The organism is Algoriphagus marinus, assembly GCF_001936475.1.
Taxonomy (GTDB): Bacteria; Bacteroidota; Bacteroidia; order Cytophagales; family Cyclobacteriaceae; genus Algoriphagus; species Algoriphagus marinus.
Window position 1 is genome coordinate 329,291 of the sequence record NZ_MSPQ01000005.1, and the last position, 19,856, is coordinate 349,146.

At 39.7% G+C, this 19,856-nt stretch carries 16 protein-coding genes; 10 read left to right on the forward strand and 6 right to left on the reverse strand.

The window, feature by feature from the left end:
- Positions 1-19: 19 nt before the first annotated feature.
- Both BVC88_RS10150 and BVC88_RS10155 read right to left on the reverse strand, forming a co-directional pair.
- A complete protein-coding gene (locus tag BVC88_RS10150) occupies positions 20-2,542 on the reverse strand; it encodes an ABC transporter permease (protein ID WP_075350562.1) in 2,523 nt (840 codons plus the stop codon).
- Positions 2,535-3,212, reverse strand: coding sequence for an ABC transporter ATP-binding protein (locus BVC88_RS10155; RefSeq protein WP_075350563.1), 678 nt, complete (start codon positions 3,210-3,212; stop codon positions 2,535-2,537). Before BVC88_RS10155 ends, BVC88_RS10150 begins: the two co-directional genes overlap by 8 nt.
- Positions 3,213-3,456: 244 nt before the next feature.
- Here BVC88_RS10155 and BVC88_RS10160 point away from each other — a divergent pair, with 244 nt between their 5' ends.
- On the forward strand, positions 3,457-4,140 hold the full coding sequence (locus BVC88_RS10160) for an arylesterase (RefSeq protein WP_075350564.1): 684 nt from the start codon (positions 3,457-3,459) through the stop codon (positions 4,138-4,140).
- Here the strand turns inward: BVC88_RS10160 and BVC88_RS10165 are convergent.
- Genes BVC88_RS10165 through BVC88_RS10180 form a run of 4 tightly spaced genes read right to left on the reverse strand, consistent with a single transcriptional unit; the run spans position 4,133 to position 7,635 of the window.
- A complete protein-coding gene (locus BVC88_RS10165) occupies positions 4,133-5,161 on the reverse strand; it encodes an ATP-grasp domain-containing protein (RefSeq protein WP_075350565.1) in 1,029 nt (342 codons plus the stop codon). The two genes, BVC88_RS10160 and BVC88_RS10165, sit on opposite strands and share 8 nt — an antisense overlap.
- A gap of 16 nt (positions 5,162-5,177) precedes the next feature.
- Positions 5,178-5,873: an acetyltransferase gene (locus BVC88_RS10170; protein ID WP_175574400.1), complete on the reverse strand. Its 696-nt coding sequence runs from the start codon at positions 5,871-5,873 to the stop codon at positions 5,178-5,180.
- Between the two features lie 19 nt (positions 5,874-5,892).
- Positions 5,893-6,741 (reverse strand): glycosyltransferase family 2 protein, encoded by an 849-nt coding sequence (locus BVC88_RS10175; RefSeq protein WP_075350567.1) that lies wholly within the window; start codon positions 6,739-6,741, stop codon positions 5,893-5,895.
- A 9-nt stretch (positions 6,742-6,750) separates the two neighbouring features.
- Positions 6,751-7,635 (reverse strand): BKACE family enzyme, encoded by an 885-nt coding sequence (locus BVC88_RS10180; RefSeq protein WP_262481237.1) that lies wholly within the window; start codon positions 7,633-7,635, stop codon positions 6,751-6,753.
- Positions 7,636-7,877: 242 nt separating this feature from the next.
- On the opposite strand from BVC88_RS10180, the gene BVC88_RS10185 reads away from it, so the two are divergent.
- From BVC88_RS10185 to BVC88_RS10225, 9 genes are all read left to right on the forward strand, one after another.
- On the forward strand, positions 7,878-8,915 hold the full coding sequence (locus BVC88_RS10185; protein ID WP_075350568.1) for a sugar-transfer associated ATP-grasp domain-containing protein: 1,038 nt from the start codon (positions 7,878-7,880) through the stop codon (positions 8,913-8,915).
- 4 nt (positions 8,916-8,919) lie between these two features.
- The gene (locus BVC88_RS10190; protein ID WP_175574401.1) at positions 8,920-9,828 is read left to right on the forward strand and encodes a 1-aminocyclopropane-1-carboxylate deaminase/D-cysteine desulfhydrase; all 909 of its coding nucleotides are present in this window, start codon (positions 8,920-8,922) and stop codon (positions 9,826-9,828) included.
- Between the two features lie 122 nt (positions 9,829-9,950).
- Positions 9,951-11,693, forward strand: coding sequence for a GMC oxidoreductase (locus BVC88_RS10195; protein WP_075350570.1), 1,743 nt, complete (start codon positions 9,951-9,953; stop codon positions 11,691-11,693).
- 3 nt (positions 11,694-11,696) lie between these two features.
- On the forward strand, positions 11,697-12,398 hold the full coding sequence (locus BVC88_RS10200; RefSeq protein WP_075350571.1) for a gluconate 2-dehydrogenase subunit 3 family protein: 702 nt from the start codon (positions 11,697-11,699) through the stop codon (positions 12,396-12,398).
- A gap of 150 nt (positions 12,399-12,548) precedes the next feature.
- Complete coding sequence (locus BVC88_RS10205) at positions 12,549-13,742, forward strand: hypothetical protein (protein ID WP_075350572.1); 1,194 nt, start codon at positions 12,549-12,551, stop codon at positions 13,740-13,742.
- A complete protein-coding gene (locus BVC88_RS10210; protein WP_075350573.1) occupies positions 13,739-14,875 on the forward strand; it encodes an NHL repeat-containing protein in 1,137 nt (378 codons plus the stop codon). The genes BVC88_RS10205 and BVC88_RS10210 overlap by 4 nt, the downstream gene beginning before the upstream one ends.
- Complete coding sequence (locus BVC88_RS10215) at positions 14,872-16,041, forward strand: hypothetical protein (RefSeq protein WP_075350574.1); 1,170 nt, start codon at positions 14,872-14,874, stop codon at positions 16,039-16,041. The genes BVC88_RS10210 and BVC88_RS10215 overlap by 4 nt, the downstream gene beginning before the upstream one ends.
- Positions 16,038-17,207 carry a hypothetical protein gene (locus tag BVC88_RS10220; RefSeq protein ID WP_075350575.1) on the forward strand — a complete coding sequence of 390 codons (1,170 nt, stop codon included), beginning with the start codon at positions 16,038-16,040 and terminating at the stop codon, positions 17,205-17,207. The genes BVC88_RS10215 and BVC88_RS10220 overlap by 4 nt, the downstream gene beginning before the upstream one ends.
- A gap of 91 nt (positions 17,208-17,298) precedes the next feature.
- Positions 17,299-19,818, forward strand: coding sequence for a WD40/YVTN/BNR-like repeat-containing protein (locus tag BVC88_RS10225; RefSeq protein ID WP_075350576.1), 2,520 nt, complete (start codon positions 17,299-17,301; stop codon positions 19,816-19,818).
- Positions 19,819-19,856 lie beyond the last annotated feature (38 nt).

The window sequence follows — 19,856 nt, forward strand, 5'->3', positions numbered from 1 at the left end:
ATTTTAGATTTCTGATTTTTTAATTTCCTCTCAAAATTTCCATCGGAGGTTGGTTGATGATTTTTCGACCATTCAGCCAGCCAAGTACTATGGTTAGGCCAGTAATTGCCAAATAAAGAATCAGGGCCTCTAACCAAGCCCCCCGGAATTGGATATTGAATACAAACTCACTCAAAAGCCAAGTGGCTCCAAAGGATAAAATAATCCCTGAAAGCGAAGCCAAACTCCCCAGGAAGAAGTATTCAAGGGTATTAATCTTACTTACAATCGCCGAACTCGCACCAAGCGTCCGAAGTAAAATACTTTCTCGCATCCGCTGATACTTACTGATGATCAACGAGCTAATCAATACCAAAATCCCAGTAGCAATACTGAAGAATGCCATAAACTGGATCACAAAACTGATTTTTCCCAAAATCTCTTCCAGTGTTTCTACGATTGCGCCAAGATTAATAATCGAGATATTCGGGAATCTCCGAACGATTTCTACCTGTACGTCTGCAGCTTGGCGATCATTTTTAGTCTTAGTAATCAACACATGAAACTTTGGAGCTTGCTCCAAAACACCTTCCGGAAAAAGCACTAGAAAATTGGTGGAAACCTGATTGAATTTCACGTCTCGGAAACTCCCCACATAAGTTTTAATCGGTCTGCCCTGCACATTAAACACAACCTCATCTCCGATTTTAATCCCATTTCCTTCGCCAAAGCCCTTTTCAAAAGAAACAAAAATACTATCTCCCCGAGCTCCAACAGGAATCAACTCTCCTTCTGTCAAAGTTTCCGAGTCAATTAAGGTGTCTCTGTAAGTAACTCTAAACTCACGGTTATATAGCCATCTCGAATAATTTTCTTCATCCGAGAGCTCCTCATTCTCTTTTTTATCAATCCCATTGATCTCATCGAGTTGCATGGTCACAATCGCTACTTCCTGCATAATAGGAAGCCCCTTTGATTCGATCGCTTGTCTGACATCAGCAAGCTGAGCACTTTGAATATCAAACATCAGCATATTTGGCTGATCTTCTTTGTCCGCAAATTTTGCTTCCTCGAGTAATTGGTTTTGGAGAAAAAAGAGTGTGGAAATCATCGCCGTTCCAAGTCCTATCGTGGCAATCAAGGAAACTGTCTGGTTATTTGGTCGGTAGAGATTTGCCAAAGATTGCCTTAGTGTATATTCAAATGAAATCGGTAAAAACCGCCTCACTGCCCAAATAATCAACTGGGCCACTCCCCAAAGGATTCCAAAAGCAAATACCACGAACCCGGTAAAACCAAAGGCTAGATTGACGTTTTTCAATAAATAGAAACTAAATCCCCAGATAAATGCCAAAATCCCAACAATCACCAACCACCTCAACGGATCTTTGAGCATCGTAGAATCGGCAGTTTCAGGTCGAAGGGTCGCCATCGGAGAGACATTGCGAACTTTCAACAAAGGCAAAAGGGCAAATAAAACAGAGACAAACAATCCCGTGATCACACCAAAACCTACAGAAAGCCAAGAAATGCCGAATGAAACCTCCACAGGAAGAAAATCAGCAAATACCGCAGGTAAAATAAATTGCAGAAGTGTTCCTAAAAACGCTCCAAGGATAGCTCCGATCAAACCCATGATGATGATTTCGCTCAAATAAATCAACAGCACATCTCTGGAGGCAACTCCCAGACATCGAAGGACCGCCACCGATGCCAGCTTTTCTTTAACAAACACATTAACCGCACTTGCAACTCCCACACAACCCAAAAGCAATGCAATAAATGCAACCAAGCTCAAGAAATTGGAAAGGTTTGCAAAGGAACGGCCTGTGGATCGCTTTCTATCTTCTACTGTATCAGCGTCGATTCGCTCAACCTCCCAAGCATCTTCAAATGGTTTTATCAAAGCCTCAACATCCGTGTTTTCAGCGAAAAGGAAGTATCTGTTGTAATTCACCCGAGACCCATATTGCACCAAGCCAGTTTCTTCTAAGTAAGCTTGCGGAATATAAACTGCAGGTGCCACAGTGGCAGTAATCCCTGTCTGTCCAGGCACTTTTTGGAGTTCCCCAGCAATAACAAATTCTACTTCACCGACCTTGATTAAATCACCTACCTGAGCGTTGAACTGCGCTAAGAGTGTCTTTTCCACCAAGGCCTTTTTTCCGCCAGAGCGAAAATCGGCATCTCCAGATGCAGGAATTGTCTCAAAGAATCCATAAAAAGGAAAAGCTCCTTCCAATGCTCGTACTTGAGTTAGGCGGCTAGCTCCGGTTTTCGGAAAAGCGACCATCGAAGCGAAATTAACTTCAGAAGCCATTTCTAAAGCCAAGCTATCGAGCGGCTGATCTCCGACTGGCTTGCTGTTTTCCAAGACTAGATCGGCCCCTAGAAGCTCCTTAGCTTGATTATCAATATCAGCGGTTAGATTTTCTCCGAAAGAACTGATAGCTACCAAAGCAGCAATCCCCACTACGATCGAAGAAACAAATAATAAAAGTCGAGAGATGTTTTTCCTGAAATCCCGAAAAGCCATCTTAATAATCCATCCAAAATCAGGCATGAGCATCCTCCTGTATTTTACCGCCTTTGATATGAATGATTCGCTGCGTTTTTGCCGCTAACTCTAAATCATGGGTGACCAAAACAAGTGTAGTGCCTTCTTCTTTGTTCAGGTCAAAAATTAATTTTTCGATCATATCGCCTGTCTCAGTATCCAAGTTACCGGTAGGTTCATCCGCAAAAAGTATCTTCGGTTCATTTGCGAAAGCTCTTGCAATGGACACCCGCTGCTGTTCACCACCGGAAAGCTGCGTAGGATAATGAGAAGCTCGGTCACCCAGCCCCACTTTATTTAGCAATTCCTGTGCTTTCTGTCGAGCATCTTTTCGCCTTTTAAGCTCAAGTGGAACCATTACATTCTCTAAAGCAGTGAGCGTTGGTAACAACTGGAAATTTTGAAAAATAAAACCCACATTCTGATTTCTAACTGCGGCGCGTTGGTCTTCAGAAAGTTTCTCCAATGCATTGCCATTAAGATTGACAGAACCAGTAGATCCGGAGTCTAGACCTGCGCAAAGACCGAGTAAGGTTGTTTTTCCTGAACCAGAAGGTCCAACAATTGCAAGAGTTTCTCCTGCTTCGATATCAAAATTCACCTCATCCAAAACAGTCAATTTTCTGCTGCCGCTTTGATATGTTTTGCTTAGGTTTTTTATAGAAAGTATAGTCATTGATTTTTTTATGTAAACACACCACTTAAAAACGGGTATGAAGTCACTTTGTTAATTGATCGAAAATGAACAGTCAGCCCCTAAATAACAGCAATTCAATGGAATGTTGAATAGAAAATTGGACTAGTGGTTTGATTTTTAATTTTTAACCGATAATTAATTGATTGTACAAACTTCGAAAAAACATGTACGGCTGAACTTTTTCCCAATATTTGCATTACATATTTCTAAAGTCCGACAATTTATGTATTTCAATAAAAATCTATTTCTTCTTCTATTTATCTTTTGTTTTGGGGTTTTCGCCTGCTCTTCTGAAAAGAAAGAAAACGCTTCATCCGAAATCCAGGAAACTGAATCTCCAGCAAACAAACCTGACCAGAAAATCATTTTGTTCTTCGGTAATAGTTTGACAGCTGGCTATGGTATCGACGAAGACGATGCTTTTGCAGGATTAACCCAGCAGCGGGTAGATAGCCTTGGATTGGATTACAAAGTGATTAATGGAGGTCTTTCAGGAGAAACTACTGCTGGTGGACTGAGTCGATTAGACTGGTTTTTAGAAGAACAGCCGGATATTTTTGTTCTTGAACTTGGTGGCAACGATGGGCTTCGAGGCATTGCATTATCCGAGACAAAAAGTAATTTGCTTGCGATGGTGGATAAGGTTCGTGCCAAATTTCCAGAGACAAAGATTATTCTAGCAGGGATGCAGATTCCGCCTAATATGGGTCAGGAATATTCGAATGAGTTTAAAGAAATCTATCCGGCAGTGGCAAAAGAAAAAAATGTAACCTTAATTCCATTCCTTTTAGAAAATGTGGGAGGAATTCCGGAATTGAATCTACCTGATGGAATCCATCCAACAGAGGAAGGTCATAAAATCGTTTTTGAAACAATCTGGCCTTATATCGAGCAAGAAATCAATTAGTGAATTTATTTGCTTGGATCATGACAAATCCCTTCATGGATCTAGTGCCAATTCTCGGAGTAAGGAATTCGCCTGAGTCGAAGGTTTCTTTCTTGAGCCATCTTAGTAGCGCCTTTGGCAAATGGATCCCTGCTGCATGGGAAAAGGGATAACCTCCACTAAATCTGGGATTAAACTCTATAATATAAATCCCATTTTTATTGACGATCACATCTATATCCATGACAAGTGGATGCCGGAAATGAGCTGAAATTTTCTTTCCTATCTGCTCAAGTGCCTCATGCCGTATCGTCTCCACCGCTTCAGTTTCGCCAGCTTTCCGCAATAGTTTTTTGTTGACAATAGTAAGCTGATAATTCCCTTCCAGATCATTGATTACATCAAGCATATATTCCTCACCTTCAATTTTGTTCATGATCAGGATTTCCTTACCGGGATCTTGCTGGCTTTCAAATTTCAAAAATGAATTTAGCACCTCCTCTTTTGCTTTTTTGAAATAAAAATTTAACTCCTCTTCATTTTTGGCCAAATAGACCGAAAGAGAAGCCATTCCCCATCTAGGCTTTATGATCACTGGGAAATCAATTTCCCCAGAGTCTTTAGCCTGAGCGAATGAATCCAAATCACAATAGTTGCCAACAGTATCAAACCCATGCTGTTTGAGGAATAAACTAGTCTGAAATTTATCATTGGCTAGTTTGGCCAAATTTAAATCGGCCACTAAAACGTAAACACCAGCTTCGGAAAATTTTCTTTTTGCTTGAGCCAAAACAGGCAGATCATTATCCAGAAGTGGAACAATCAGTTCAATCTTTTTTTCCAAACAAAAGTTGAGCAAAAAAGGAATGTAGTCTTCAGAATGAATCAGAGGGGCCAATCTAAATTCGTCAGCAACATACAGCGCAGGGGCATTTTCATGACTGTTGACCGCGAAGACCTTGCCTCCATAAGGCTCCACTGCTTCTTTAAAATAGTCGATGAGATAATTTCTCCGACCCACGCTTGTCAATAAAACGTTCATAAATAGCCTTATTTATTTAATAGGTGATTTTTGCCCACCGTTCATTTTCTCTTACTACTTTACAGGGATTTCCATAGGCAATGACACCGTCTGGAATATCTCTTGTGACTACACTTCCTGCTCCTATCAGAGTCCTAGACCCAATATTTACATTATTGGAAATTACTGCTCCCGCACCTATTTCTGTACCCATTCCTACATTGACATAGCCAGAGAGGACTGCTCTTGGATTTATATTTACGAAATCACCCAAATTAACGTGATGGCCAACAGATGCAGAACGTTTTATACTTACTCCAAATCCAAGCTTAGAATAGGAAGAAATGACAGAAAGTGGCTCCAGAAATAATGCACCACCTAATTCTGCACTAGGAGCTATATAAGAGCTTGGATGGATAATTGAAATATATCGTTCTTTTTCAATTCCGAATTTTTTCAAAAAATGCGAATAGAGAAGATACTTAACATTTGAATGATGAACTCCAAATTGAACATTCAGATTTTCATTGGATTCGAAGTCATATTCAAAGTCAAAAAAATGACGAATGGAATACAATTCAGGAGAGAAAACACAATCAGGCAAATCAATATTCTTTACTATATCAAATTGATTGACACCACTTAGCTCATTAGCCAGATCCATTAGCACCCCAATTCCACCTTCACTATGCCCCAGAAGAATCAGTTTTTTATTTAGTTCTATACTGTCCATTTCAGCTTTTTTTTCTCTGTCAAAAATCATTAAAATTCACAAAATATCTTCTCAAAATATAAAGACCCGACCTCAACCACAGCAGAGGATCCTTATGAATAAATCTAAACAAGTACCAATTATGGCGTAAAAGCGCACGCTGATTTTTCTTTTTTGGTTGGCTTAAATATATTCCATTTGGATTATACCTGTATGTAGTGGTAGTGTCTGGAAGATATACTATGTCCCCTTTTTTCTTATAAAATGAGAAAAGAACCTTGTCTAAAGGAATTGGTTTTTTTACAATTTCATTGGATAAGAGTTCACGCATTTCATTTCTCATCATCCAATTGGAAATATGCCCCATATAAAAAATTTTATTGAGTGACTTTCTATCGAAAACCTTAAACTGATCTGGTACCCCTGGAGGATTTTGCCCAGGATTCATTTCCATGTAAGAATTTGTAATGCACATAGATGCCGAAGTATATTTTTCCATAGCATCTACTTGTTTTTGAAGCTTTAAGGGATCATTCCACAAATCATCGCCATCACATATACAAATATATTTTCCTCTACATGAGCCATATAGACCGAGGTGATTTCCTCTTCCGGACTTACGGCCAAATAAGAATATTTTATCTTCTTTATTTCGGAGGAAAAGTCTGATTTTATCTTGATGGGCTTGAGCAAGTTCCAAACAAATCGCTCGTGTTTCATCAGCGCTATCATCCTCCCCAATTAAAATCTCAAAAGGGAAATCCGTTTCTTGGATAATGATGCTTTCCAAGCAAGACCTTATAAACTTCCCATGGTTAAATGTTGGTACACAAACAGAAACCAAGGGATTTACTTGGTTGATTGGTTTACCTTGTCCAAGAAATTCCATCAATATAATTTATTGAGAAACAGGCTCATTCTTAGTCGCTCTTCTCTGAGAATACTTATTGTAAAACCCCATATTTCCCAACTCCAGCGGTTCAAATAACTCAACTTGATGGATTTCCATTAAATCATGAACACGCTTGACCAAATCTAAATTGGTAGCCTTAACCGTTTTTTTATTATCCCACCAGATATTGTCTTCTAATCCTATTCTCACCCCATATCCCATTGCGATAGCTATAGCGTTCATTTTGAGTTGAAACTCACCTAGACCTGCAAAACTGATAAAATGATTTTCCGGAATTTCCTGTACAGCTGTTCCTATTTGAGAGAAGTTGGCCTGGAAGCCTGCAATATTTCCAAAAAGTAAATTCCAATAAAATGGACCTGAAACAATTTCTTTTTTGATTAAGTACTTGCCAAAATTGATCATGCCTAAATCGAAACATTCGAGCTCAGGTGTAATTCCAAGATTCTTCATTTTCTCAGCCAGAGCAATTATCATGTCTGGAGCATTAATGGAAGCCTGAGAAAGAAAATTCAGGGACGACAGGGTCAAGGAGCATAAATCAGGTTTAAGCTCAAGCAGTTCAGATCTTTTTTCAAACTCAGGAAAATTCCTTCCCGAACTACTTCCGCAAATAATCAAATCAGGGCAGTGTTTTCGAACTCCTTCAAAAATTTTTCCATAGATGGAGGACAAATAAGTTGGAGTACCATTCTCTTCTCTGGCATGAAGATGTGCAATAGTAATTCCCATCTCATAAGCCTCATGAGTTTGTTCAACAATCTCTTCAGGTGAAATAGGTACATGAGGAGTTGAAGCTTTTGTCGGCACCATGCCCGTCGGGCAAAAATTAACTATAATTTTATTCTTCAATTTAATTCCATTTCTCACTGTGAACTCTTCAAGTTTAACCTTCAATATCTGTTTTAAGCATTCAAAATATACAAACTGTATTATAAAGCTATTTTCATTTTGTATAAAAGCATCTCTATCCCGAAGCTTCAATTAAAAAAATCTAATTTTCAACTATCGGAAATTAGTAGGTTCAAATAACAAAAAATGAGTTTGTTTTACAATTTACTGTCTACTTTTAAAGTGATTCTTAAAAAATATTCCACTTCTCGACTTAACCTATGAACTGGTCAAGAATTAAAAATGCGCTACTACGAGAAATAAGACGAAGTTCAAAAAAGCGTAACTGGTATCTAAAAGACATCAAGGTCTCCATACCTCAAGAAAGAAAAAAGATTTTAATTAAAAATGGGTTTTTCCCTAGTTCAGATTTGATCTTAGATTTTCAGAAATTTGGATTTAATTCTTTTTTAAATGATCGCGATTACGCTAAACTCTATCCAATAAATCACCCGTCAATTTCCACCTTAATTGACTACAAAAGTCATCTCCCAATTTTACTGGGAGATAAAAAAGAATGGCTCCCAGATTTTTTTGCTTTCTTTTCTCAGGGAACTATCATTTTCCAAAAAGGGATTCCCAATAAATTATTGAATTTAGAATTATTCCTAAAGTCTGCCTTTGATACTTTCGGGGATCTTATAGTTAAACCAATTACCGAAGGTGGAGGGAGAGGGATTTTTTTGCTGACCAAAGAAAATTTTGACCAGGTTAAAAAAGATTTAACTAAAAAAGATTTTGTGGTAAATAATGTGTTGAAAAACAATCATTTTTTATCCGATATTTTCCCTGGGTGCTTGAATACTACCCGAGTCACTTTTTATAAAAATGAGTCAGGTCAAAATGAAGTCCTCATGATTGCTCAAAAATTTGGGACTTCATTGTCCAACTCAGTTGATAATATTTCCGGAGGGGGAATGGCATGTAGTATCGATCCTAAATCTGGAGAAATGTCTAAGGCTTACACTTTCTCGGGAGTACCTGGCTGGTACTCTGAACATATTTATTCAGGAAAGCAGATAGAAGGGATCAAATTCCCTGACTGGGAAAATTGCTACAAGCAAATTCAAGAAATTGTTAACCATTTTGATTTTTTAGAATTTGCAGGAATTGACCTCGCTTTCACTGATAAGGGGATAAAAGTTATTGAGATTAATTCTCAACCAGAAGCAAGACTAACTCAGGTCGGAGGTCCCATCCTTTTGAATTCAGGCTTTAATGAATTCATTAAGAAAAAAGGATATAAACCAAATCTATAAATCAATGACAGAGGCTACTCCCCTTCAATATTCACACTATTTATCTTCATTGACTGAAACAGAGTTTTACCTCAAAAGAGAAGATCTTTTCCCAGAAGGTGGTGGAGGAAATAAGGCCCGAATGATCGCTTTAATCTTGAAAAAGGCTAAAGATCAAAACGCAAACTACATTGTCACTGCAGGTGGGCCTCATTCTAATTTCAATAGAGCTTTAGCTTTGATGTCAAAAAAAATGGGTTTCAAATTGCGAATCGTTCTCTATGATAACAATCCCCATATCCATCAAGAATCCTTAAACAAACGCATCTGTGATCAAACTGGAGCTGAATATTCATTTTGTAATTCTGATGAAGTATCAGAGAGAATTAAGGAGGAAATGACAAAACTCAAAAATGCCGGAGAGATCCCATTTTTTATCTATGGAGGGGGAAAATCCTATGAAGGCATAAAAGCCTATGCAGAAGTAGTTCAGGAAATAAACACGCAAATAGACCCGGAACTAATTGCAACTACTTTTGCCACTGGCACTACCTTTTCAGGGCTACTGGCAGGTGTTCAAATGTATTTACCGAGCACAGATTTATTAGGGTTAAGTATTGCTCGTACGAATGAGATCTCCGTACCAATAATAGCTCAAAATCTCTTGGAGTTTTTTGAGTCAAAAACTCCACCTGTTTCAAGTTTTCGAATTAAAGATCAAATTTTGGATCAATACACATTTGGAGGATATGGAAAATCTAACCACGAGTTACGAAATTTCATTAGGGAAACAATGAAGAACACAGGTCTGATTTTAGATGAAATCTATGTCGGAAAAGCACTTTTTGGTCTAACAGAATACCTAAAGAATAACACGAAATACAAAAATAAAAAAGTGGTTTTCTTACTAACTGGAGGAATATTTAATTTCTAGCTATTGTCGAGAAAAGAAGATCCGTCTATTCGATTTTAGAGGAAAATTATCAATTCTATAATTCAATTTCGATCCTCGAATTTTTTATCCTATCTTAATAACTTGTTAAAAAAATTTATCTAATGAGCTTTCAAATAAAAAATTCAGGAGAAGCTTATGACGTGATCATAGTGGGCTCCGGAGCTGGAGGGGGAATGGCCTCTAAGATCTTGTCCGAAGCAGGCCTTTCTGTGGCAGTTGTAGAAGCAGGTGGGGACTTTGATCCCGCTAAAGAGGAAGACCGAACTCAACTTCGTCCACCCTGGGAATCGATCAGAAGAGGTGCTGGTACTCGAATTCGCCCTTTTGGTGATTTTGATGCGGCAATCGGTGGTTGGGATATCGAAGGAGAACCCTATACCCGAAAAAATGGAACTCAGTTCGACTGGTTTAGATCTCGAATGGTCGGTGGCCGAACCAATCACTGGGGTAGAATCTCCCTTCGATTCGGACCAAATGATTTTAAGCGAGGAGGTATGGATGGCTTGGGAGATGATTGGCCAATTGGCTATGAAGATGTCAAGCCATATTATGATAAAGTAGATAAACTTATTGGAGTTTTTGGAACCAAAGAGGGTATCTACAATGAACCGGATGGTTTTTTCCTTCCTCCTCCAAAGCCTCGATTGCACGAACTTTTAATCAAAAAAGGAACGGATAAAGCCGCGATTCCGATGATCCCGTCACGATTATCAATGCTTACGCGACCGATTAATAATGAGCGGGGAGTTTGCTTTTTCTGTAATCAATGTAACCGAGCATGTCAGGCTTATGCAGATTTCTCTGCAGGAACATGTCTGGTTCATCCAGCTATGAAAAAAGGTAAAGTGGATCTTTATACCCATAGCATGGTGCGTAAAGTGACTGCAGATGAAACTGGAAAGGCAACAGGAGTTTCTTTTGTAAGCAAAGTGGACATGAAGGAATACAAGCTCAAGTCCAGAGTAGTGGTACTAGGAGCTTCTGCTTGTGAATCCTCTCGAATTTTGATGAATTCAAAATCGAAAGCTTTTCCAGATGGAATCGGAGCAAGTTCCGGAACCCTTGGACGTTACTTACACGATTCAACAGGCGCTGACCGAATGGGGATCATGCCAGACTTGATCAATAGAGATCGATACAACGAAGATGGAGTAGGTGGAATGCACATGTACACGCCATGGTGGTTGGACAATAAAAAATTAGACTTTGCCCGGGGTTACCACATCGAGTATTGGGGTGGAATGGGTCAACCCTCTTATGGTTCTGGTATGGGTATGAATTCTATGCGGAAATATGTGATCGATGAGTTTGGGAAACCAAGTCCCAATGGCGGCTATGGAGAAGGTCTAAAAAAAGACATTCGTGCGCTTTATGGCTCCACCTTGGGAATGTCCGGTAGAGGTGAAAGTATCCCTCGCTATGATAATTACTGCGAAATTGATCCAAATGTGGTAGATAAATACGGAATTCCTGTACTTCGATTCAATTACAACTGGACGGATCAGGAGATTCTTCAAGCCAAACACATGCAGGATACTTTTGAAGAAATTCTGACGAATGCTGGAGCAACCTTATTAGGAACTAAGCCAGGTGCCGATACCAAATACGGACTTGCTGCTCCTGGAAGAATCATTCACGAAGTTGGTACCTCCAGAATGGGAAATGATCCAAAGACTTCTGTATGTAATTCAAACTCACAAGTGCACGATTGTAAGAATGTATTCGTGGTCGATGCGGGAACATTTGTTTCCCAAGCAGATAAGAACCCTACTTGGACCATCTTGGCTTTGAGTTGGAGAACTTCAGATTTCATCATTGAGCAATTGAAACAAAAAAATATTTAAGCCATGAACAGAAGAGAAAATCTAAAACTGCTATTCACTGGTTCAATCGGAACGGGGCTACTTTTAACTAACTGTACACCCGATGCACAAAAAATTCCACCTCCTCCCCCAGTAAGTGGCACCATTGGAGGTCGGACTGACGAGGAAGTACTTCGTGACCAGAAACTGATGGCGGAGCACTTTTTTACTGAAGAAGAAAAGAAAAAAATGACTATCCTCGTAGATATCGTAATGCCAAAAGATGCTGAATCCCCAGCTGCCTCCGAAGTAGGGACAGTGGACTTCATCGACTTTATGATGATCGATCAGCCATCCAATCAGACTCCGATGCGAGGTGGACTGATGTGGCTCGACTACGAAGCAGATGAGCGATTTGGAAAGACATTTCTAGAACTCAACCAAGATCAGATCATGGAAATCATTGATGATGTGGCTTGGCCGGACACTGCAAAGCCTGAGTTTGAAGGCGGAGTAAAGTGGTTTAATCTCGTGCGGAATTTTGCTGCAACGGGCTTCTTCTCCACTGAAGCCGGATGGAAATACATGGACTATCAGGGAAACAAAGTTAATGTATGGGATGGCGTTCCAGCTGAAGTAATGCAAAAACACGGCGTTTCTCTCCCAGAGCAATACTTATCTCTCTACCTGAAACCCGAGGATCGGGGAAGGGTAGCGGAATGGGATGCCGACGGAAACTTGATCTAATCAACAACCTTCGAGAGTTAAACCTCTCGAAGGTTTTTTTTGGCCTCATTTCCCTTAAATCCGAAAATACTTTTAGCCAAGTCTTTTTAAACTATTTTTTACTTTCATATAATGATTTGACCTTTTATATTTAGGAAAACCAACTATCCCATGAAAAAAATACTTTCCCCTGTTTTGCTTTTAGTAGCAAGTCTGTTTTCTTCCTGTGAAAAATCTGCTGAAAGTGATTTCGAAAGCACTCCAACTTCTTATTCTTTGGAACTATTGGATTCCTTGGATTTGGAGATTTTGGGAGATCCATTGATCGCTGATGTAAGTGCTGATGCCAGTAAGTTTCTGTTTTATGATTTCGCCAGCAGCGATATCATCACCACCGATAAAAAAGGTGAAATTCTCTCCCGATTTTCTAAAAAAGAAGATACGCCGGATGCCTATGGGTTTATGATGGAAGTTCCCGGATTTTTTAAATCAAATCAAATTGTGGTTATGGGAATGAAGGGCATCTTTCTTTATGATTTGGAGGGAAATATGATTCAAAAAATCGATCACCCTGAGTCCGTCGGAATAGCGGGTTTTATGACTTTTCCAGGAAAATCAACAGAATCCACACAACTAGATGGGAAAGATTATCTGCTTTCCAAATCGGTGAGATCTCACGATAGCTTCCAAGGGGAAATGAAATTTTATACTTCGTTTAAGGCGTTGGAACTCATCGATCCTGAGTCAAATACCATCAAAGAAATCGTCCCTTTTGAAGAAGGGAGTATGTTTTTGAATGGAACCGGTTACTATGAAAGTGACTATTCTCCAGCATTCGAGTCAAAAGACGGCAAACTTTACATCAGTTTGGGTGCTGAGCAAAAGCTCTATGTATATGACCTATCTCCTGAAGGAACTTTGCTTGATACCATGGTAAGTTTTTCAATTCCCGGCTATGAACCATTGGAGCCAAAGGATTTTTCTGAGTTTTCCGAAGGATCAGTTACCCTAAATGGGAGTACGCCGGCAATTCGAAATATTCATTTGGTAGATGGGAAAATCTTAGCTCAATATTATCCAGGTATGGATCCTGAAAAATTGAAAGAGGCGGAAGCACTATGGGAACAAGGAAAAGCTGAAGAAGCGGGAGCACTTTATGAAAAACTGGAAGCCGAATTACCACAAGGGATCCTGATTTTTGACCAAAAGACTCTGAAACTGGAAGCTGATATTCCATTTCCAAAAGGTGTAAACCGAGCAGGTTTTACTTCGGGAGGTGGCTATCTCTGGATGGAAAAAGCTGCAAACGAAGAAGAAGAGGAAGATTTTTTACGGATTTATAAAGTCAAACTGGTACAAAAATGAAAAACCAACTCTTACTATTAGTTGTACTTGCATTCATTCTATTTTCATGTGGCGAAGCAGATAAAAGTTCATTGGCAAAAGAAGATTCCAATGAATGGGAACTGGTGATTTTGGATTCGATTCAGGTGGATTATTTGGGTAAGATCTGGGATGCCAATTTCCAAGATGGCTTTGGTTATCTTAAAGATATAAGTAGTAATTCTTTAGTGAAATTTGATACTTTAGGCAAAGTAGTAGCACAAAAGACTTATCCCGAAGAGGGACCTTTTGCGGTCTACTGGTTTTCAAGCACAGTTATTTCGGAGAAAGGAGAATTATACGCTTCTACCTACAGGGAAAAAATCCATCATTTTGACAAAGATCTGAATCTGATAGAAAGCTTTGAAATGCCCTTTATTTCAGAATCCCGCGGTGGGAGAAGGAATGCCAAGAATATTGCTTTTTGGAGGGATAAAATTTTACTTTGGTACCCAGGAAGGGATGGAATAAGCCCCTACATTCCGCATTTCTACCGAGACTATCCACTTTTGGAGCTTTTTGACCCTGAAACCCAAACGTCTGATTCCCTTATCAGGACTCCTTCCAGCTCTAAGTTTTCCTCGGACTTCTTTTTTGATACCCCCACAGTTCAATTTTCTGTCAGTGGGGATCTTTTATATTTTGCTCTATCCAACGATCCAGTGATTCATATCTACTCCTTGGCCGATAGTGGTAAATTGTTAAAGAGTATTCCTTTTGAGCCTAGTGAGTTTCATATGATAGAGGGTCAAAAAGAACCAGTAGGCTATGTATCAGGTAATACCATGTATGAGGCTGAAGTAGAAGGCCTATTTTCATTTGATGATTCGTTTGTTGTCTATTACAGCGGAGGTATTCCAGAAGACATTTTCTTGCAGTTTGAATTAAAAAAGCCTGAAAACTTCCCATTATATCCAAACTACAGAAAAAACTACTTGAAAATATACAGTCCCAAATCTGGCCTTTCCAATGAGGTGATCCTTCCAAAGTCAATTGATTTTATTCTTAACATCGAATCTCTCGAAAAGCCCTTCTATGCCCTAAGAAATGACGAATACCTCGGCGAGGAGCAAGATTATCTCACTTTTTACAAGCTTCAATTAATCCAAAAATGAAAAACCAACTCTTACTATTAGCTGCACTTGCAGCTACAATATTTTCCTGCCAAAGCAAGGAATCAGAAACTCCTACCACTCCCCTTTCGGAACAAAAACTGGAATTTGAAATCTACGATTCTTTGGTGGTGGATTATTTGGGGAATTTGGTTTTGATGGATATCAGTCCTAATGGAAACAAGTTTCTCTTGATTGATCAAAACACGGATACTATTTTGGTATCAAACTCAGAAGGCACGATTTTATTTAAGTACAAAAAGGAAGGTGAGGGTCCTGATAATTATTCAGGGAGCCGATGGGGGAATGCTAGGTTTTTGAACGAAAGTGACTACTTATTACCCACCTTTTCCGGCTTTTTCCATTTCGAACTAGACGGTACACTTCTGAAAAAGTATCAGCTTGATTTTACGCCTCATGCAGTATTGACTATTCCAAACAATGATAACTTTATACTGAAGGACAAAAAAATTTACTCCAATCTATCGGGCAGAGGAGTGGATGAATTTGGAACTAGTGGCCTTGATTATCAAAAAAAGGCCTTTCAGATGGAAATTTTAGATTTAGAAACAGGAAAATTTGCTTCAGCAATCAGGTTCCCAAAGTCATCAAAGTATAGCAGTACAGAAAAATCATATTCTGATTTGGAATTTTATCGAAGCCTTACAAGTACGGAAGATAGCTTGTTTTTATCCTTTAGGAATGAACCGAAGATATTTGGATATTCTTTTTCAAATCTAAATATCGAACCATCATCCAAACCCATTCCTTTTCCAAATTTTATCCAAAAAGAACCGACTGATAAAAATCCTAAGGAAGGTTTTTCTTTAAACGACCTATTTCTTGGAACCATCAATCAAATGATTTCAATCAGTGACCAGGTTTTTCTAATTGACTATTTACAAGGACTCACAAAAGATGAATTTGACGATGTCCTTTCCCGTGCTGGAGGGGATACAAAAAAAATCTTTGAGTTGGCTGAAGAAATTAATAAAGGAGGATGGGTTCTTTTTGATGGTAAAACTATCAGTCTTCCAATCCTCAAACCTGAACTACTTGGAAGTTTCAACAAATTTATCTCAAAAGAAGAAATATGGTTCTCGCTAAATTTTACGGAGTTCGAAAAGGATTACTCGGTGATGTACAAGACAAAATTAATCCAAAAATGAAAAACCAACTCTTACTATTAGCTGCACTTGCAGCTACAATATTTTCCTGCCAAAGCAAGGAATCTGAAACTCCTACCACTCCCCTTTCGGAGCAAAATCTGGAATTTGAAATCTATGATTCCTTAGTGGTGGATTATTTGGGAAATTTATATTTGGCTGATATCAGCGAGGATGGAAAGACTTTTTTATTGATTGACCAAAAGACCGACACCCTTTTTGTCACTGATTCCGCTGGGGCTATCCTTCATAAATACACTAAAAAAGGAGATGGGCCAGGGTTCTATCAACAAGGAAGATCAGGATTACCAAGGTTTTTGAATAGTGAAGAGATAATAATTCCCGCTTTTCGAGGATTTTACCTTTACTCCCTCTCTGGGGAAGCGACGCGGACATTTCTTCCAGATTTTAACCCCAGCTCTTCTTTGATTATTCCGTATTCCAATAAGCTAATCAGCTATGGTGAAAAGATTTATTATCCATGGGAAGGAAGAATAGCAGATGAGTTCGGCGTAGAGGGGAGAGAATTTCAAACTCAAGTCAGGAAAGTGGAAGTTCTTGATCTAAAAAGTGGTCAGTTTTCTCCTGAAATGCCTTTCCCAAGGGAGTCGAAATTTAGTTCGGGCGAAAAAAGTTATTTAAACATCAGTTATTCTACCGCTCTATCCCGGAAAGATGATTCCCTTTTCGTGGCTTTTAGAAATGAACCTGTTGTTTATGGCTACCATTTTTCAAATTTAGACAGTCCTGCATCGATCCGAAAGATTCCCTTTCAGGAATTCATTGAAAAAGAACCTAAAGACTTGGATAAATTTGGTCAATATGAGTCAAAGGATATTTATGGTGGGACAATTAATTCCTTTCACCGAACAGAAAACGACCGGTTTCTGGTCAACTACAGTCGAGGCTTAACCGAGGCGGAGTATCAGGACATATTTGATCTAATCAAAAAAGACCAAGATGCCGGTTATCAAAAAATGACAGATGTCAATACCAATGGCCTCGTTCTTTTTGACGGAAAGTCAGTCAGTCCAATCATTCAAAAACCTAAAGGACTGGGATTTGTCTACGAGTTCATTTCAGAGGAAGAAATCTGGTTTTCTCCAGATTATCAAGAAGTAGAAAAAGACTATGTAGTCATCTATAAGACCCGACTAGTATCCAAATAACTCCTCTTATCTCAACTTATTCCCTTCTGCGGGCATTCTCCATCGAGTTTGCCCGCATTTGTTTATATTCGTTTTTATCAAATCTTTCCTAATGAAAAAAATCACTACCCTCCAAGTCCTCTTCGCTTCAGGATTGATGGCCCTGACTACTGCAGCGAATCTTCAAGCTCAGGACATCAAGCCAACTTCAGAAAAGGCACTAATCGAATCGATGGAGAAGCATGCAAAATTGCTTTCTTCCACTCCCCTAAAAGACTTCAAAGCCAGAAATGTAGGTCCAACTAATATGTCTGGACGAATCGTAGACATCGAAGTCGCTCAAAATCAAAATACCTTTTATGTGGCGGCAGCCTCTGGTGGAGTCTGGAAAACTGAAGACAACGGGCAATCCTTCACCCCAATCTTTGATCATCAAGGAGCCTTGGGCATTGGCGATATGGCACTTTCGCCTTCCAATAATAACATCATTTGGGTTGGAACTGGAGAGGATAATTCCAGTAGATCAACCTACGCCGGTGCAGGAATCTACAAATCCACAGACGCAGGCAAAACCTGGACGATGATGGGCTTGCCACATTCGCAGCATATTGGTTCGATTCAGATTCACCCAACTAATCCGGATGTAGTATGGGTTGGTTCCATGGGAGGCCTTTACTCCAAAAACAAAGAGCGCGGTCTCTATAAAACCACCGATGGAGGCAAGACTTGGAAAAAGACACTTTACATCGATGACAATACCGGTATCATTGATATCAAAATCCATTCAAGTAATCCAGATATTCTTTTGGCTGCAAGCTGGGAACGATTCCGTCAGGCTCATGATTTCATCGGCAATGGAAAAGGATCATCCATCTGGAGATCAGAGGATGGTGGAAATACCTGGAAAAAAGCAGTGGATGGATTCCCTCAGGACGAATTTGTAGGGAGAATCGGCTTTGACTTTAGCCAAAGCAATCCAGAGGTGGTATATGCCTTACTTGATAACCAAGCCAAATCTGACAAAGCTCCTGAAGCGCCAAGACAGCGTGGGGCAAAGCCTGATGAGAATGCTTTGAAATTTGAAGACTTCAAGAATATGAGTACTGAAGAAGCGCTTGGACTTGAAGATAAAAGACTGGATACTTTTCTAAGATCAAACAGATTTGCCACGATTTACACTGCAGCAGAAGTAAAGCGTCTCTTAAAAACAGGGAAAATAAATACTACCCAGATTGCTAATTACAATGGCGAAGCTGTTGACGCAAATGCGGCTATGTTTGATGGTGCGGTAATTGGCGCAGAAATCTACAGATCTGAGAATGCAGGCAAATCCTGGAAAAAGGTTTCCGAGTCGGATATCAGCCGACTGTACAATTCCTATGGATATTACTTTGGAGAAATCCGCGTGAATACCGAAAATGAAGATGAAATCTTTGTTTTGGGAGTGCCGCTTTTGGTTTCTAGAGATGGAGGAAAAAACTTCAGCAGAACCGACTCCGTTGGCAGGCCTCACTCTGATCACCAATCTATGTGGATCAATCCAACAGACAGCAAGCATATTTTATTGGGGAATGATGGTGGACTTTACCGAAGCTACGGCGGAGGTGCGATTTGGGATCACTTGAATACTCAGATGCCTATTTCACAGTTTTACTCCATCATGACGGATGATGCCAAGCCTTACAATATCTATGGCGGAATGCAGGATAACGGTGTTTGGTTTGGTAAGTCGACCAATGATCCATCAGACCCTTGGGAGTCGCTGATGGGAGGAGATGGAATGGTAGTAGCAGTCGATACCCGCGATAATAACATTGTCTACACAGGATCCCAGTTTGGTATGTACTTCCGTATCGATAAGACCACAGGTCAGCGAAAGTTTATCACCCCGGGCCATGAAATCGGCACCGCTCCTAATCGATACAATTGGAGAACACCAGCTGAACTCAGCTACCATAATCAGGATATCGTGTACATGGCTTCGCAATATGTTTACCAAAGTTTGGATCAAGGAAATACTTGGAAGCGAATCTCTCCTGACTTGACAAAAAATCAAAAAAGTGGAAATGTCCCTTATGCGACTTTGTCGGTAGTCGAAGAATCTCCATTGGAATTTGGGACGATCTACGCAGGTTCGGATGACGGAAATGTTTGGATCACTCGAAACAATGGTGGTAACTGGATCAGCTTGAATGCTGGACTTCCGCAAGATCGCTGGGTGAGCAGCATTGCGCCATCAAGTCATCAGGAAGGATTGGTTTATGTGACGCTCAATGGCTATCGTAGTGATGAGTTTGCCACCTACGTGTATAAAAGCACAGACTATGGAAAGACTTGGACAGCCATCAAAGGAAATCTCCCCGATGAGTCCACCAACATTATCGTAGAGGATAAAGTAAATGAAGCGATCCTATACCTAGGAACAGACCACGGACTTTATGTGACAATGGATGGAGGAAATAATTGGAATCTTTTCCAAGGCGCCATTCCAAACGTAGCCATTTATGACATGACGATCCAAAGCCGGGAAAATGACTTAGTCATTAGCACACATGGTAGAAGTGTTTACGTGGTAGATCTGGATCCTATTCACAAACTGGCCAAGCCAACTCAAGTGGTAATGGAAAAATAAATAGTCCATACATAAAAATGCCCGTTTGGAATCAACCG

What these genes read in the sequence shown, in the direction of transcription:
- BVC88_RS10150 (WP_075350562.1), bottom strand. Translation starts at nt 2,542, where the DNA reads ATGCCTGATTTTGGATGGATTATTAAGATGGCTTTTCGGGATTTCAGG.
- BVC88_RS10210 (WP_075350573.1), top strand. Translation starts at nt 13,739, where the DNA reads ATGAAAAACCAACTCTTACTATTAGTTGTACTTGCATTCATTCTATTT.
- BVC88_RS10160 (WP_075350564.1), top strand. Translation starts at nt 3,457, where the DNA reads ATGTATTTCAATAAAAATCTATTTCTTCTTCTATTTATCTTTTGTTTT.
- BVC88_RS10190 (WP_175574401.1), top strand. Translation starts at nt 8,920, where the DNA reads ATGACAGAGGCTACTCCCCTTCAATATTCACACTATTTATCTTCATTG.
- BVC88_RS10155 (WP_075350563.1), bottom strand. Translation starts at nt 3,212, where the DNA reads ATGACTATACTTTCTATAAAAAACCTAAGCAAAACATATCAAAGCGGC.
- BVC88_RS10165 (WP_075350565.1), bottom strand. Translation starts at nt 5,161, where the DNA reads ATGAACGTTTTATTGACAAGCGTGGGTCGGAGAAATTATCTCATCGAC.
- BVC88_RS10225 (WP_075350576.1), top strand. Translation starts at nt 17,299, where the DNA reads ATGAAAAAAATCACTACCCTCCAAGTCCTCTTCGCTTCAGGATTGATG.
- BVC88_RS10215 (WP_075350574.1), top strand. Translation starts at nt 14,872, where the DNA reads ATGAAAAACCAACTCTTACTATTAGCTGCACTTGCAGCTACAATATTT.
- BVC88_RS10195 (WP_075350570.1), top strand. Translation starts at nt 9,951, where the DNA reads ATGAGCTTTCAAATAAAAAATTCAGGAGAAGCTTATGACGTGATCATA.
- BVC88_RS10170 (WP_175574400.1), bottom strand. Translation starts at nt 5,873, where the DNA reads ATGGACAGTATAGAACTAAATAAAAAACTGATTCTTCTGGGGCATAGT.
- BVC88_RS10200 (WP_075350571.1), top strand. Translation starts at nt 11,697, where the DNA reads ATGAACAGAAGAGAAAATCTAAAACTGCTATTCACTGGTTCAATCGGA.
- BVC88_RS10205 (WP_075350572.1), top strand. Translation starts at nt 12,549, where the DNA reads ATGAAAAAAATACTTTCCCCTGTTTTGCTTTTAGTAGCAAGTCTGTTT.
- BVC88_RS10220 (WP_075350575.1), top strand. Translation starts at nt 16,038, where the DNA reads ATGAAAAACCAACTCTTACTATTAGCTGCACTTGCAGCTACAATATTT.
- BVC88_RS10175 (WP_075350567.1), bottom strand. Translation starts at nt 6,741, where the DNA reads ATGGAATTTCTTGGACAAGGTAAACCAATCAACCAAGTAAATCCCTTG.
- BVC88_RS10185 (WP_075350568.1), top strand. Translation starts at nt 7,878, where the DNA reads ATGAACTGGTCAAGAATTAAAAATGCGCTACTACGAGAAATAAGACGA.